This window comes from Qipengyuania qiaonensis (assembly GCF_019711515.1).
Taxonomy (GTDB): Bacteria; Pseudomonadota; Alphaproteobacteria; order Sphingomonadales; family Sphingomonadaceae; genus Qipengyuania; species Qipengyuania qiaonensis.
Window position 1 is genome coordinate 87,798 of record NZ_JAIGNO010000007.1, and the last position, 14,179, is coordinate 101,976.

Here is a 14,179-nt window from a genome sequence, read left to right on the forward strand (position 1 = left end):
TCTGACGAGCCAAAAAAATGGCGGACCCGAAGGCCCGCCATTCCTTGTCTAGATGTCGGTACGCTTAGAAATCAAGCGTAACGCCAGCATAGATGTAGCGACCGATTGCGTCGTACACCTGCGCGAAGGTGTTTCCGTTACAGAAACCTGCCGGACAGGACTGCGAGCCCGTCAGCGGCGGCGAGCGATCCAGAAGGTTGTTCGCGCCAAGGCGGAACTTGTAATGGTCGCCCACTTCGTAGGTGAATGCCAGGTCGAAGTAGTTCTGGGCACCGAAGCCAGCCGAACCCGGACGGGCTACGCCACCCGGAGCAGGACCCGAAGAACCACCGCTGAACAAGTTGGTGTTTTCTTCGACAGCGTCGAGCGTGACCGAACCAAAGTGGCGCCAGCGCACCGAAGCGCCGATGCCGTTGGTGAAGTCGAAGCCGACACGGGCCTGGTGGCGCCATTCCGGAGTCGGGACGCCGCAGGTGTTGCCGTAAAGGCCCACGCAGTCATAGGTGCGATCGAGACCGGGGATGTCGATACCGGTGTCGGTCGTGAGTTCATCAAGCCAGGTGCCGACGAAGCTCAGCGTCAGGCGGCCCGCATTGCCGATCTGGCGAGTATAGGCTGCGTTGACGTCGATGCCCGAGGTCTTGATGCCGCCGATGTTCTGCTGCGTGTTGGTCACGAAGCCGTTCGACGAACGCCAGATCGAACCCGAATTGTCGCGATTGATGAGATCGCAGAAGGCGGGGTCGGACGTCTGGGTGCAGGCCGACAGGATGGTGTCGGCGCCGATGCCGGTGATCGCATCTTCAATCTTGATGTTGAAGTAGTCGACCGAGGCGCTGAAGCCAGGCAGGAAAGTCGGCGTCAGCACGGCACCTACGGTGTAGGTGTCGGCCGTTTCCGGCGTCAGATCGGGATTACCACCAATCTGACCGTTGTACTGGCTGGCGGGGTTCGGAGCGACAAACTGCCCCGCAGAAAGACCCTGAGCGATACAGCCCGGATCGCCCGCTACGCCCGAACCGCCAGAACCGATCACGAAGCCCGAGCACGGGTCGGTCGAACCGTCGAGAGCGACACGCTGTGGAGCGAAGAGATCCTGCACCGTGGGCGCGCGCACCGCGCGGTTGTAACCGCCGCGGATGCGGATGTCCGCCGTCGGGGCAAGTTCACCTTCGATTTTGTAGGTGTCGGTCTGGTTTCCGGTGTTGTAATCCGAATAACGGTAACCGCCGGTGATCGAGAAGTCGTACAACCAGCTATCCTGCACGATCGGCAGACGAACTTCGGTGAAGATTTCCTTCACGTCGAACGAACCCGAAACCGGCAGCGTGGGTGCACCCTGTCCAGCGAGGTCGCCGGTCTGGAACGCCACGTCCGACTGGAATTCGAGGCTTTCCTTGCGGTATTCGGCACCGATAACGATACCGACACCTTCGGACGCCCACGGCGACTGCACGCCGTAGCTGCCCAGAGCACCCGAGACATAGGCCGAGGCCACCTGCTCGCTGACGATCCCGCGCGAGAAGCCCGGAGTCGAAAGATAACTCACGGCAGCCTGCGACGGTGCAACGGTGCCCGGCGAGAAGATGTTGTAAGGCACGCAGTTCGGATCGGTACCGTCGAGTACGGAACGGCAGACCGCGTCGATTTCCGGTGTACTCGGATTATCAACTACGTCCAGCGCGCGCGTCAGGCGCGTGACCGAGAAGTCGTTGAGATAGGTCTGAGCGAAGTTGGTACGGCCATAGAGATAGTAGGCGTCATACGACCACACCTCGTCCAGATCGCCGCGCATGCCGAGCACTGCACGATAGCTGGTGTGCTGCAGATCGTCCTGACGCGGACCACCTTCCACGTTCCGGCGCAGGATCTGCGCGAAGCCGCGGTTGTAGGTGTTGCCCGCCGCATCGAAGAAGTCGAAGGGGGTGGTCTGCAGCTGCGGTTCGCCGATATCGCGGTCGATCCGGGCCTGGTTCTCGGCGGCAACATTGCCGACGGTGGTGAAGGCATCGCCCGGCAGCGGGCTGACAAGAAGATTCTCGTCGTCGCAGAGCTGCGCCAGTTGCTCGGGTGAAAGCAAAGGATTGTCGCAGTTGATCGACAGCGTGTTACCGAAGTTGCCCGATTCGGCGATCTGGGCGACCGTACGGTCGTCCATGAACATGAACTCCATATACGGGTGCAACGCTTCGCTGATTTCGTAATCCGCGAATACGCCGGCCGTGTAACGCTCGTCAGGGCGCTGGAAGTAGTTGCGCGGAGCGAAGTTGTACGGCGTAAATCCTGGCAGAAGCGTGCGGTTAGGGCCGAACTGGCCGATTGTCGAAGTGAAAGAATCCGCTACGCCGTTGCCGTCTGCGTCCGTTAGATCGTCGAAATCGTCATTATAGAAGACCGTGCCGGTCGGCGAAGTTGCCGAACCGCCGCAAGTGTAGCGACCTGCACCGCCACTAACTGCTGCCGCCGTGGCCGACGAAAGCGCGCAAGCCGAATAATCGCGACGGCTTTGATTAACCGGGTTGATCTTGCGGTAGCCCACATAACCCATCGCGTGGCCGCGACCATCATCGAAGCTCGAGCCGAAGGCCAACGTCGCATCGAAGGTCCCACCATCGGTCGTCATGCCGCTGGGATACGGGAATCCACGGGCATCGAGCGCTCCGGTAACATCCGTACCGGCGCGGTTGTTGTGGTTGTAGAACGAATACTGGGTGTCGAACTTGAAACCTTCGAAGTCGGTGTCGAGCACGAAGTTGACAACGCCCGAAACGGCGTCGGCACCATAGACCGAAGAAGCACCGCCGGTCAGCACGTCGATCCGCTCGATCATGGCGGCGGGAATGACGTTGATGTCGGCAGCCGATGTCGTCGGGTCACCCGGAACCAGACGGCGACCGTTGACGAGAACGAGGTTGCGTTCCGAGCCAAGACCGCGAAGGTTCAGCGTTGCAGTACCGGTCGCGCCGTTCGAGACGTTCGAACCCTGGCCGGCAAAGACCTGCGGCAGCGAGTTGACGAGGTCTTCCACGCGGGTCGTACCCGTCTGGGTGACTTCTGCGGCGGTTACCACGGTAACCGGGCTGGCCGATTCCAGGTTTGGCTGCTTGATGCGCGTGCCGGTGACGAGAATTTGGCCGCCCGCTGCACCGTCGTCGGTGACATCGGCGCCTTCTGCCGGTCCAACACCGGCCTGATCGTCGGTGTCCTGAGCCAACAGCGGCTGGGCAACCATCGCGAGACCAACGACGGCGGTTGCCGCACTGGCCTTCAAATAGGTTTGGAGTTTCACTCTGTTAATCCCTCTATTGATCGACCGACCCCTGAGGTCGGATCTCCAAGGAGCCGCTGGGAGGGACTTCTGCAAAGCAAGAGCCACGCTCATACGCATGCTCCATCCCCCCAGCGGATGGCGACATGTGCCTTTACGGACGCTGCTAATGCAAAGCTTTTGTTACAGTCTGCGCGGTTTGGCGCGAGGGGTGTGACGCCTATGTCACACCTGCCAGCGGGCGCAGTTTGGCGAAAGATTTCTTCTTAGGGCTCTGTTCGGCAACACTCGAAAACTCGGCATCCCGCCTCGGTTGACGTTTACGTAAGCCACGCCTAGAAATCCGGTTCCTAATCGAAACCTAGATCATTGCAGAAACGTTGCGAGAGGATGACAATGCCCGAAGCCTATATCGTCGAAGCCGTCCGTACTGCCGGGGGGCGCCGCGGTGGTCGTCTGGCGGGTGTTCACCCGGTCGATCTCGCGGCGAAATCGCTCGATGCGGTCATGGAACGCAGCGGGCTGGATGCGCAGGCTGTCGACGATGTGGTGATGGGCTGCGTCAGCCAGGGCGGGGAGCAGGCAATGCAGGTGGGGCGCAATGCCGTGCTGGCATCGAAGCATCTTGGCGAAGGAGTTCCCGCGGTCACGATCGACCGCCAGTGCGGCTCCAGCCAGCAGGCGATACAGTTCGCCGCGCAGGCTGTGATGAGCGGGACGCAGGACGTGGTCATCGCCAGCGGCGTCGAAAGCATGAGCCGCGTCCCGATGGGCTCGACGGCGATGTTCCATATGAAGGAGGGCCTGGGCAACTACAAATCGCCAGGGCTCGAAGAGAAGTATCCCGGCATTCAGTGGAGCCAGTTCATGGGCGCGGAAATGATCGCCCGGAAACACGGCTTCTCCAAGGACGACCTCGACCGCTTCGCCCTTCGCAGCCATGAAAAGGCGATCGCGGCGACCAAGTCCGGCGCTTTCGAGAACGAGATCGTCGGCGTGGACATCGCAACACCCGAGGGCGAGGAATGCCACACGGTCGACGAAGGCATTCGCTTCGATGCCACGCTCGACGGCATTGCCGGCGTCAAGCTGCTCAGCCCGGAAGGCAAGATCACGGCTGCCACCAGCAGCCAGATCTGCGACGGGTCGAGCGCAGTGCTGGTCGTGAGCGAGCAGGCGCTGAAAGATCATGGGCTCACGCCGCTGGCTCGCATTCACAACCTCACCGTTACCGCGGGCGATCCGGTGATCATGCTCGAAGAACCGCTCTTTGCGACCGATCGCGCGCTCCGGCGTGCGGGCATGAAGATCGGCGATATCGATCTGTACGAAGTGAACGAGGCGTTCGCGCCCGTTCCGCTGGCCTGGCTCAAGCATACCGGAGCCGATCCGGAAAAGTTGAACGTCAATGGCGGGGCAATTGCGTTGGGTCACCCATTGGGCGCATCCGGCACCAAGCTGATGGCGACGCTGGTTCACGCGCTCAAGGCGCGCGGCAAGAAATACGGCCTGCAGACGATGTGCGAAGGTGGCGGTGTAGCCAACGTCACGATCATCGAAGCGCTTTGACGTTTTGCGTCATCCGGGCAAAGGCCGGGATTGCGTGCGGTCAAATCCGACGTTTTGGAAACCGATCCCGGCTGCCGCCGGGATGATGAACTGATTGAGAGGAATATCCATGGAAGTCAGCAGCAATACCCCAGCAGTCGTCACCGGCGGTGCGTCGGGGCTTGGGGAAGCCACGGCCCGCGCGCTCGCCGCGAAGGGTGCCAAGGTCGCCTTGTTCGACATGAACGAGGAGAAGGGCGAAGCAGTCGCCAAGGACATCGGCGGTATTTTCTGCAAGGTCAACGTCACGAGTGACGAAGACGTGGATGCGGGTTTCGCGAAAGCGCGCGAGGCGCATGGTCAGGAGCGTATCTTGGTCAACTGCGCGGGCATCGGCAACGCGATGAAGACCGCAAGCCGGAGCAAAGAGGATGGCAGCATCAAGCACTTCCCGCTTCAGGCTTTCGACTTCATCATTCAGGTCAATCTGGTCGGCACCTTCCGCTGTATCGCCAAGTCGGCGGCGGGCATGCTGACGCTCGATCCGCTATCCGAAGACGGAGATCGCGGGGCCATCGTCAACACCGCAAGCGTTGCCGGCGAAGATGGCCAGATGGGCCAGGCTGCCTATTCGGCGTCGAAGGGCGGCGTCATCGGCATGACCTTGCCCATCGCGCGCGATTTGATGAGTGAGGGCATCCGCGTCAACACCATCCTGCCTGGCATTTTCAACACCCCGCTGATGAACGCCGCGCCACCGCAGGTGAAGGAAGCGCTGGCCGCCAGCGTTCCGTTCCCGAAGCGCCTCGGCAATCCGGAAGAATATGCACGTCTGGCCATGACCATGATTGAATGCGGATACTTCAATGGTGAAGATGTGCGTCTCGACGGCGCGATCCGCATGGCGCCGCGGTAACACGTAGGGGCGGCCCGTCGCCTACAAGGGGCGGGGGCCGCCGCCGGGCAGGTTTGCGACGGCCCGGTTTTGCGGACGTTTGCCAACCAGACCGACAGCCTGTTATTCAATTACTACCGGACCGGAGAAGCCGCGAGCAGGCAACCAAACTGTCCGTCATGTCGTCAATCGTGGAAGTGGCTTCGCCCGCTAGCCAGCTTCTCAGCATCGCCAGTTGGGCGGCCGCGATCCCTCTTGCAGCGATAGCGGCAGCACTGTCTCCCAGACCAGCCCGAACCGCATGAGTTCGAATGGCCTCTGCCAGACTACGTTGGAAGACTGGCCCCGTGGTCGAATCAAGAAGTGCACGACCGACCAATCTGCGATCCCAAAGATGCCGGACGGTTTCGCGAATATAGGACCGAGCCGCCCGTCCTGACGCAGCCGTTGCGAGAGCCAGGACAACCGGTTGCATCGCGTGAAGCAACACATCGTTTTTGCCGCGAAAATGCTCGTAGAAAGTCGATTTCCCGACGCCCGCATTCGCAATGATATCGGATGCGCGTATCGTCTCATACCGGTGCCGAAGCGCAAGTGCGGTGAAGGCATCGACGATGGCCTTGCGTGTTTGCGTGCGCGGTACACGCTCGGATCCGGGCGGCGCAATGGCGGGCATATGCATGGTTTAGCATCGGCTGCCGCATGTGCGAAGCCCGTCGCACCGGACTTCTGCTGCGCGATGTCCGCTTTGTCGCATTCAAAGTGTTTTGGCACTCGTCAAAGATGAAGTGCGCAGTCAAACTGCGCTTGTATCCAATCCAGGAGGTGTCGACCATGGACCATCGGGCAGTCGCGATAATTCCAAGCAACAATCTGGACGAGAGCGAGGCATTCTATCGGCGCCTGAAATTCGATGTGGTAAGCGATTACGGCAACTACCGCATACTCGAGGACGGCCGCGGGTGGCACCTTCACCTCACTCATGTCGCTGGTTGGCCAAGGAACATCGAAGACAATCCGTTCGGCTTGTACCTTTACGTCGAAGACGTCGACGCGGCGGCCGACGGCGTGCGCGAACTTATAATCGAGGAAGGTGCGCCACATGAAAGGCCATGGGGCACATATGAATTCTCGGTTAGCGATCCCAGCGGCCTTCTTGTCCGTGTGGGTCGCATTATCGACGATCCATAGAGTCGCTTTTGGGATCTGTTTGGCGGTGGGGCCATGGTCGCAAGTGGACATCTTCTTTCCTACCGGGCCGGTCTCGATGTAACGTGTTTGCATGGTGGGCTTTCCTCTCGGTCTCCTCTCGCCCCGCCCGACCGGGCAGAGGCCACTTTGGGCCTCCACCCGTTTTTCCTTGCCAGGACAGTGTAACATGCGGTCCATGTTGCGGGACTGACCGGAGAGAAATCCAACATATGTCCTACAACCAGATCAAGCTCGACATCGATGGCGGCATTGCCACTATTACACTGCACCGTCCGGACAAGATGAACGCCTTCACCCGCGTTATGATGGACGAGTTCATCGACGCGCTCGATCACACCGATAGCGACGATGGCGTGCGCGCGGTCATCGTGACCGGGCATGGCGACCGGGCCTTCTGCGCGGGCGCCGACCTGACGCCCGAAGGTGGAGGGCACGTCTTTTCCGATCCGAATCCGGTTGAAGACCTTTCCGACGAACGCGTGCGCGACGGCGGCGGCCGCCTGACGCTGAGGCTGTTCAATTCGAAGAAACCGCTGATCGGTGCCTGCAATGGCGTTGCCGTCGGCGTAGGGGCAACCATGCAACTGCCCTTCGACATCCGGTTGTGTTCGGACAATGCGCGCTTCGGCTTCGTGTTCGCGCGGCGCGGGATCACGCCCGAAGCCGCGTCGAGCTGGTTCTTGCCCCGTCTCGTAGGTATGCAAACCGCGTTGGAATGGTGCATGACGGGGCGCATCTTCGATGCGAATGAAGCGCTCGATCGAGGCCTCGTGCGTTCGGTTCACGCGCCGAACGACCTGATGGATGCGGCTAGCGGCATAGCGCGCGAGATCGCCGATAACACTTCGGCGGTATCGGTCGCGATGACCCGCGCAATGCTCTGGCGATTGGGGGGAGGGGGGCATCCGATGGACGCGCATCGCATCGATAGCCGTGCGATCTACCGCCTCAGCCGCAGCGCGGACGCAAGGGAAGGTATTGCGAGCTTCCTGGAAAAGCGTTCGCCCGCCTATCCCGATACGGTCGGCGGAAACATGCCCGACTTCTATCCTTGGTGGGACGAACCGGGTTACGAATGAGTCGGCATGAAAAGGTTACAATCGCAACGGCCTTGCCAACTGGGAAGTGTCATTTAGATGTAACGCCATGTCCAGACGACAGCCCGCCCAGCGCCTTGCCGAATTCCTCCCTTACCAACTCTCGATCGCGTCGAACGCAGTGTCGGCGCGGATCGCGGAGCAGTATCGCAAGCGTTTCGCGCTCAAGACCACCGAGTGGCGGATCATGGCTGTGCTCGGCGATCATGGCGCGTTGACCCAACGCGAACTGTCACAGCAGACGCTGATGGACAAAGTGCCGGTCAACCGGGCGTGCAAACGCCTCGAGGATCGCGGTCTTGTGCATCGCTCACCCAATACCCGCGACGGTCGCTCCCACTTGCTCGAACTCACGGCAGAGGGCAGGGCGGTGCATACGGGTATCATGCCACTCGCGCTCAAGATCGAAGAAGAGTTGTTTTCGGTGCTGAGCGCAAAAGAGCGTGCGAGCCTCAACGACATGCTTCTGCGTATCCGCGATCAAGCAGGGGATTTCGACGCAGAAAGCCTGGCCGACTGAGAAAGTCGGCCAGGTGTCCTGTGCGAAGCTGCGCGGGAGAAATCGGTTATCCGATACCACCGCTGAAGGCGTCGGCGATCGAACACGCCGCCGGGCCGAGAATAACGATGAACAGTACCGGCAGTATGAACAGGATCAGCGGCACGGTCATGATGGCAGGCAGGCGCGCGGCCTTTTCCTCGGCGCGCATCATGCGCTCATTGCGGAATTCGGCCGACAGCACACGGAGCGCGGAAGCTAGTGGAGTACCGTAGCGTTCGGTCTGGACCATGGTCGTCACCACGCCCTTCACCGCATCGAGATTCACGCGATAGGCCAGATTGTTGAACGCCTGACGGCGTTCGTTGAGGAATGACAGCTCGATCGCGGTGAGGGTGAATTCTTCCCCCAGTTCGGGATATGCGCGGCCCAGTTCCTTGGCGACACGATTGAAGGCGGCGTCGACGGTCAGCCCTGCTTCGGCACAAATGACAAGCAGGTCCAGCGCATCGGGCAGGCCCTTGCGGATCGCATCGGAACGCTTCTTGGCGATGTTGCTGATGTAGAGTTCAGGGCCCTTGTAACCAGCGAAGAGAGCAAAAGCGAGAGCTGCAACACGCTTCATCTGCCAGTCGGGATAGACCTCTACCAGATAGAGCATGACGAAAGCGAAGCCTCCCAGCAATATAGGGAGCACGGCACGCAGGCCGATAATAACGATCGCCAGTTCCTTGTTGCGGATGCCGGCATGAGCCAGCTTCTGCTGGACGACCTCGACCTGACTCTGCTGCAGCACTTTCATGCTGCCGAGCGTTTCCTTGATTTTTTCGGTCGTATCGGTCTTGCGAACGAGGCTCTGGCGCTTCTTCGCTCCCGAGGCAACCAGGCCCATCTTGAGTTCTTCGCGGCGACCTTCAAGCGCTCTTACGCGCTTGGCCATCGGATCCTTGATGGTGACCGCTGTGTAGATCGCGAACACCACGGCAGCCGCCGCGATCCCGGCGAGGATCGAGCCGACGAAATAGACATCGAAGCCGAGGAGGGTGGGGCCGGTTGCGGGATCCATTGCTCTAGTCTTTCCTCAACTCAGATTTCGAAACTGACCATCTTCGCCATGATGAAGGCGCCGATGCTCATCCAGACAAGGCCACCGAGCCCCGTGACGATCAGGCGATCCTCGGTGAAAAAGCCACCGATATAGGCCGGGTTGACGAACCAGATCAGACCGAAAACGATAAAGGGCAGCGAACCGACAATATAAGCCGAGGCTTTGGACTCAGAGCTCATCGCCTTGATTTTCAGCTTCATTTGCGCGCGTTTGCGCAGAACATCGGCAAGGTTGGAGAGTGTCTCGGCAAGGTTACCACCGGTTTCGCGCTGAATGGCGAGTGTAATGCAGAAGAAGTTGAATTCGGGAATGCTGAGACGATCTGCAGTCACCTGGAGCGATTCCTCCATTGTGCGCCCGATCTTGGTGCGCTCGACAATGCTCTTGAATTCCTCTCCGACGGGACCGGGGATTTCCTGCGCAACTACGGCCAGGGTCTCGGTCACCGGCAGACCCGAGCGCAGGCCGCGCACGAGCAATTCGATGGCGTCGGGGAACTTCGCATTGAACTTGGCCGTGCGTTTCGTGATAGCGCGGCCCACGATAAAGTGGGGTAGTCCGGCGCCGACCAGAACTCCAACGCCAAGGGCAAGAGGGAGAGATCCGCTGCGCAGGTAGAGAAGTAGTGCAGCGGCAACCGCGAGGCCGAGCGAAGCGTAGCCATACTGGCTCAGCGTCCACCCCTTGCCCGTACGGTCGAGCCGATTGGCCAGAGCTTCGATACGCGATCCGGAGCCCGCCACCTTATGGGCTTTGGGGCGCCGGGCGGCGATGGCTTTTTTCAGCTGCGATTCGACCTTTGTATCCGTACTCTCCGAATGACGGTAGCGGACCTGCTGCAGCCGTCGTTGGCTGGCCTTGCCGGCGTTAGCGCCGGACAGCAGCACATAGCCGATCGCCAGCAAGGACAGGACCCCGACGGCCAACAGCACTAGCTGGATGATGTTCATACGTACTCTCCGTCCAAACTAGTCGGGTGCGCGGGCCTGCCCGCGCCGGCCGTCATTGCGCCGGTTCTCTGACCTGCGCGTCCTTCTTTTTCGCCAACAGGCCCTTGAGGTCGAGGCCACCGAGAAGCGATTTCTTCGCCGCCCCGAGTTCGGCGTTCTCGCTGCCCTCGTCGCCGGCACCGATGACCCGGGCGGAAAGCTGCTTGATCGCCGTCGTTGCCTTCGATCCACCATTGGCGTCGACAAAAGTCTTGCCCAGCTTGGCTGCGTTTGCTGCCGCTTTCTGGTCGAACGGGATCAGAACATCGATCTTCCGTTCGATCGATGCTTCGAAATCGGCCTTGCTAATCTCCGACACGCCGGGCTGAACCTTGTTGGCGACGATCACGACCTGAGCGTGCGGCGCATTGTTCTTGAGCCACGAAAGAATGCGGATCGTATCGCGTGCCGAGGCGAGCGACATTTCCGTGGCCAGAACGACGACGTTCACTTCGTTGAGCAAATGCGGAAAATTGATCATCATGTTGCGCGGCATGTCCAGCACGGTCATTTCGAACGTGTGCTTGAATTCTTCCTGCAGCTGCATGAAGGCCGCACCGTCGGTCATCAGCGGCTGATTGATTGGTGCTTCTGCCGAAAGAATGGCCAGATTATCGTTGGCGCGGATCATGGCGCGTTCGATGAACAGCCCGTCGATCCGGCTCGGATTGTCGATCGCGTCGGTCAGACCGCGTCCTGGCTCGAGATCAAGCGTAAGCGCGCCGGTTCCAAAATGGACGTCGAGATCGAGCAGCGCTGTCGGCATCCGCTTCTCGGCAGCGAAAATCCATGCCAGCGAAGTCACGAGTGTCGACGCTCCAACTCCGCCACGTGTGCCGATGACCGCGGTTGAGACATGGTGCTTTACACCTTCGTCCTCGCCCGTGCGGGGCGCCAGGAACACTGCCTGCGCTTGATTGAGCGAGTCGCGGACCATGTTCGCCGACAACGGCTTCAACAGGTAATCGTGAATGCCGCTCGCAAGCAGGTCGCGATAAAGGCGCACATCGTTGACTTGGCCGATGGCAATAACGACCGTGCCCGGCTCACAGACCTCTGCAAGGGCATTGATATCGTTCAGCGGGTCGCCGCTCTCAGACAGATCCACCATCAGAATGTTCGGGCTGGCCGAAACCGACAAGGACTGGATTGCGTTGCGCAACCCGCCCTTGTTGCATTTTTCGGGTTGCCAGCCGAGTTCGATCACCACCGGACGCAGCACGTCTAGGGCGTTCTCGTCGCAGATATAAGCCGCGAAGGCGTCGCGGTTGCCCGCATTGCCAGGTTTCAGTGAAGCGCTCATGGCTGGTTAGCCTCCTTCTGTGCTGCTGACTTCGGCCAGGTTGCCACCCGCCCCGGTCGGAGCCTGATCGCGATATGCCTTTATGGCTTTTGTCGAGGTGCTGACGACGGTTTCACCCGCCCCTTTCTGGCCTGTGATCAGGTCTTCCGGATTAGCGACCATCGCGGCAAGATTGCCGTTCACCGCACAACCGTAACCCGGGTAGGTGGCGTTCATGGAGTTGTGCTCGTTATTGGCCGACCAGTCGGGGCAGCCTGGAACGCTGGCCGTCGAGCGGGTGACGACAATTCGGGCCTGGCCCGGATCGACATAGCCGGCGGTGACCGGCGATCCTTCGCTCAGGAGGACGCCATGCCGACCGGCGAGCGCCGTCAGGTCTTCCTTGAGTGCTGGATTGCCACTCGGATCGTCTAGTGAAACGCGATCCCCGAAGCCAAGATCCATAGCGTCAAACCAACCGGCAATGCGCTGGCGTTCGTTGACGGGCAAACCGTCGCCAGCAGTGCTCACATCGAGGGTGAAATTGGTCCGTTCCACCACCGGCTGGCGCGCACTCTCGAGCGTACGATTTTCCATCGGCATGCCGCCACATGCTCCGAGCGCGAGGCCGAGCGAAAGGGCAAGCGAACCGGCGAACTTGCGATTGATTGCATTTGCCATTGTACTCGTCTCCATTAGTCGAAGCTGAAGCCGGGTTGGGCGGCTGCGGTGCGTTCATTGCGGCGTGCTTCGGGCTGCGTGCCCGCCTGCGGTTCGCCATTGTCCGTCGGCTCGCCCGGCGAAACGGCAGGCGCAGCCGGTGCGGTTTCGATCGCGCGGGGCTTCGGTCGTTCTTCGCCAGAGACGCCATCGCTCTGCTGGAAACCAAGCAGGCGCTGGAACTCGTTCGGCTTGCGGAAACCGTCGGTCGGCAGGTGGATATCGTTGGCGTCCACCGGCTTCACCAGATACGGCGTGACGACGATGACGAGTTCGGTTTCACCCCTGCGATAGTTGGTCGACCGGAACAGGTTGCCAAGGATCGGGATATTGCCAAGGCCCGGGGCCTTGTCGATCGTATTCGTCGCGTTGTTGGACAACAAACCGGCGATCATGAAGCTCTGGCCGGAGCCGAGCTCCACGGTCGTTTCCGCGCGGCGTGTAACCAGTGCGGGGATCTGGAAGCCTTCGAACACAACGGCGCCCTGGCTGGACAGCTCCGAAACTTCCGGCCTCACGCGCATGGAGATGCGCCCGTTGGCCAGAACGGTGGGAGAGTAGGCGAGGCTGACGCCGTAGTTCTTGTACTCGATCGTGGTCGTGCCAAGGCCTTGGCTGAGTGGTATAGGGAATTCTCCCCCGGCGAGAAATTCAGCCGTTTCGCCGGAAAGAGCAGTGAGGTTAGGCTGTGAGAGCGTCGTTACAAGGCCCTGCGTTTCCGCAAGATCGAGTGCCGCACCGATATCGAGCCCGAGAAACTTCCCGAATGCTCCCAATGTTGTGCCAGGAGAAATCGGGCTTACGGTAGATCCAGCCAGCGGGCTCTGGGAACCCCCGCCAAGCGGGCTGCCCGGATCTAGCACTGGAATCGCACCAGAGCGCCCCTGGCCGATCCCGAACTTGAATCCGCTGCTGCTGTCGATGCTGGTGAGGTTCACCCCAATAGCGCGAACGAAGCTGCGGCTCACCTCAGCGATACGAACCTGAAGGTTGACCTGAAGTGGGGTCGCCATACGCAGACGGCTGATGACGTTCGATTCTGCGCCGACAAAAGCTTCGACGAGCCGTTGTGCCTCTTCGGCATCCTCCGGAGCGGCAACCGTTCCGGTGAGAAGGATGACGTTCGAGCCCATGGTTGCCACCGAGATGTTGGCTTCGGGCATTGCGAGCGCGAGCAGCTGATCGATGCTGCCAATGTTCGAGCCTACGCGGACATTGGCCGACCAGACAATGTCGCCGGCATTGTTGCTGGCATAGATCGTGGTTTCGCCCCCGGCCTTGCCGAAGACATAGAGCTGGCGTTGCGACTTTACCTGCACGTCGGCGATTTTGTCGTCGGCAACGAAGACATCTGCCATGCTGCCAGGCACGTTGACGAGTTCGCCACGACCGATCGACAGAACGATCTCGGAATTTGGCCGGACGACCGACTGCGCGGTCGCGACAGTCGTCGGTGCAGCTGCCAGTGGCGTCATGGCCAAGCCGGCAAGCAGCAGTTTTGTGGTAAGGCGACGTTTCATGGAATGGCCCCCTGAATGGCTTTCCTGTTGTTGGGTCCGGC

The 14,179-nt window shown here is 60.6% G+C and carries 12 protein-coding genes; 5 read left to right on the plus strand and 7 right to left on the minus strand.

Annotation, left to right across the window (positions count from 1 at the left end; genetic code table 11):
• Positions 1 to 64: 64 nt before the first annotated feature.
• Positions 65 to 3,289, minus strand: a complete 3,225-nt coding sequence (locus K3174_RS11875; protein ID WP_345719640.1) for a TonB-dependent receptor domain-containing protein — start codon at positions 3,287 to 3,289, stop codon at positions 65 to 67.
• 375 nt (positions 3,290 to 3,664) lie between these two features.
• On the opposite strand from K3174_RS11875, the gene K3174_RS11880 reads away from it, so the two are divergent.
• Together K3174_RS11880 and K3174_RS11885 are read left to right on the plus strand one after the other, a co-directional pair.
• Positions 3,665 to 4,837, plus strand: a complete 1,173-nt coding sequence (locus tag K3174_RS11880) for an acetyl-CoA C-acetyltransferase (protein WP_221558864.1) — start codon at positions 3,665 to 3,667, stop codon at positions 4,835 to 4,837.
• 109 nt (positions 4,838 to 4,946) lie between these two features.
• Entirely contained in the window at positions 4,947 to 5,732 is a 786-nt protein-coding gene (locus tag K3174_RS11885; protein ID WP_221558625.1) for an SDR family NAD(P)-dependent oxidoreductase, read from the plus strand.
• A gap of 106 nt (positions 5,733 to 5,838) precedes the next feature.
• Here the strand turns inward: K3174_RS11885 and K3174_RS11890 are convergent, their stop codons facing one another.
• Positions 5,839 to 6,387 carry a TetR/AcrR family transcriptional regulator gene (locus K3174_RS11890; RefSeq protein WP_221558626.1) on the minus strand — a complete coding sequence of 183 codons (549 nt, stop codon included), beginning with the start codon at positions 6,385 to 6,387 and terminating at the stop codon, positions 5,839 to 5,841.
• Between the two features lie 158 nt (positions 6,388 to 6,545).
• Here K3174_RS11890 and K3174_RS11895 point away from each other — a divergent pair, with 158 nt between their 5' ends.
• From K3174_RS11895 to K3174_RS11905, 3 genes are all read left to right on the plus strand, one after another.
• A complete protein-coding gene (locus tag K3174_RS11895) occupies positions 6,546 to 6,902 on the plus strand; it encodes a VOC family protein (RefSeq protein ID WP_221558628.1) in 357 nt (118 codons plus the stop codon).
• A gap of 230 nt (positions 6,903 to 7,132) precedes the next feature.
• Positions 7,133 to 8,002, plus strand: coding sequence for a crotonase/enoyl-CoA hydratase family protein (locus K3174_RS11900; protein WP_221558630.1), 870 nt, complete (start codon positions 7,133 to 7,135; stop codon positions 8,000 to 8,002).
• Positions 8,003 to 8,069: 67 nt separating this feature from the next.
• Complete coding sequence (locus K3174_RS11905) at positions 8,070 to 8,540, plus strand: MarR family winged helix-turn-helix transcriptional regulator (protein ID WP_221558632.1); 471 nt, start codon at positions 8,070 to 8,072, stop codon at positions 8,538 to 8,540.
• A 46-nt stretch (positions 8,541 to 8,586) separates the two neighbouring features.
• Here K3174_RS11905 and K3174_RS11910 read toward each other — a convergent pair whose 3' ends face one another.
• Genes K3174_RS11910 through K3174_RS11930 form a run of 5 tightly spaced genes read right to left on the minus strand, consistent with a single transcriptional unit; the run spans position 8,587 to position 14,138 of the window.
• Entirely contained in the window at positions 8,587 to 9,585 is a 999-nt protein-coding gene (locus K3174_RS11910) for a type II secretion system F family protein (protein ID WP_221558634.1), read from the minus strand.
• A gap of 20 nt (positions 9,586 to 9,605) precedes the next feature.
• Positions 9,606 to 10,577: a type II secretion system F family protein gene (locus tag K3174_RS11915; RefSeq protein WP_221558636.1), complete on the minus strand. Its 972-nt coding sequence runs from the start codon at positions 10,575 to 10,577 to the stop codon at positions 9,606 to 9,608.
• Positions 10,578 to 10,629: 52 nt separating this feature from the next.
• On the minus strand, positions 10,630 to 11,919 hold the full coding sequence (locus K3174_RS11920; RefSeq protein ID WP_221558638.1) for a CpaE/TadZ family protein: 1,290 nt from the start codon (positions 11,917 to 11,919) through the stop codon (positions 10,630 to 10,632).
• A 6-nt stretch (positions 11,920 to 11,925) separates the two neighbouring features.
• Complete coding sequence (locus K3174_RS11925) at positions 11,926 to 12,579, minus strand: CpaD family pilus assembly protein (RefSeq protein WP_221558640.1); 654 nt, start codon at positions 12,577 to 12,579, stop codon at positions 11,926 to 11,928.
• Between the two features lie 14 nt (positions 12,580 to 12,593).
• Positions 12,594 to 14,138: a type II and III secretion system protein family protein gene (locus tag K3174_RS11930; RefSeq protein ID WP_221558642.1), complete on the minus strand. Its 1,545-nt coding sequence runs from the start codon at positions 14,136 to 14,138 to the stop codon at positions 12,594 to 12,596.
• Positions 14,139 to 14,179: the final 41 nt, after the last annotated feature.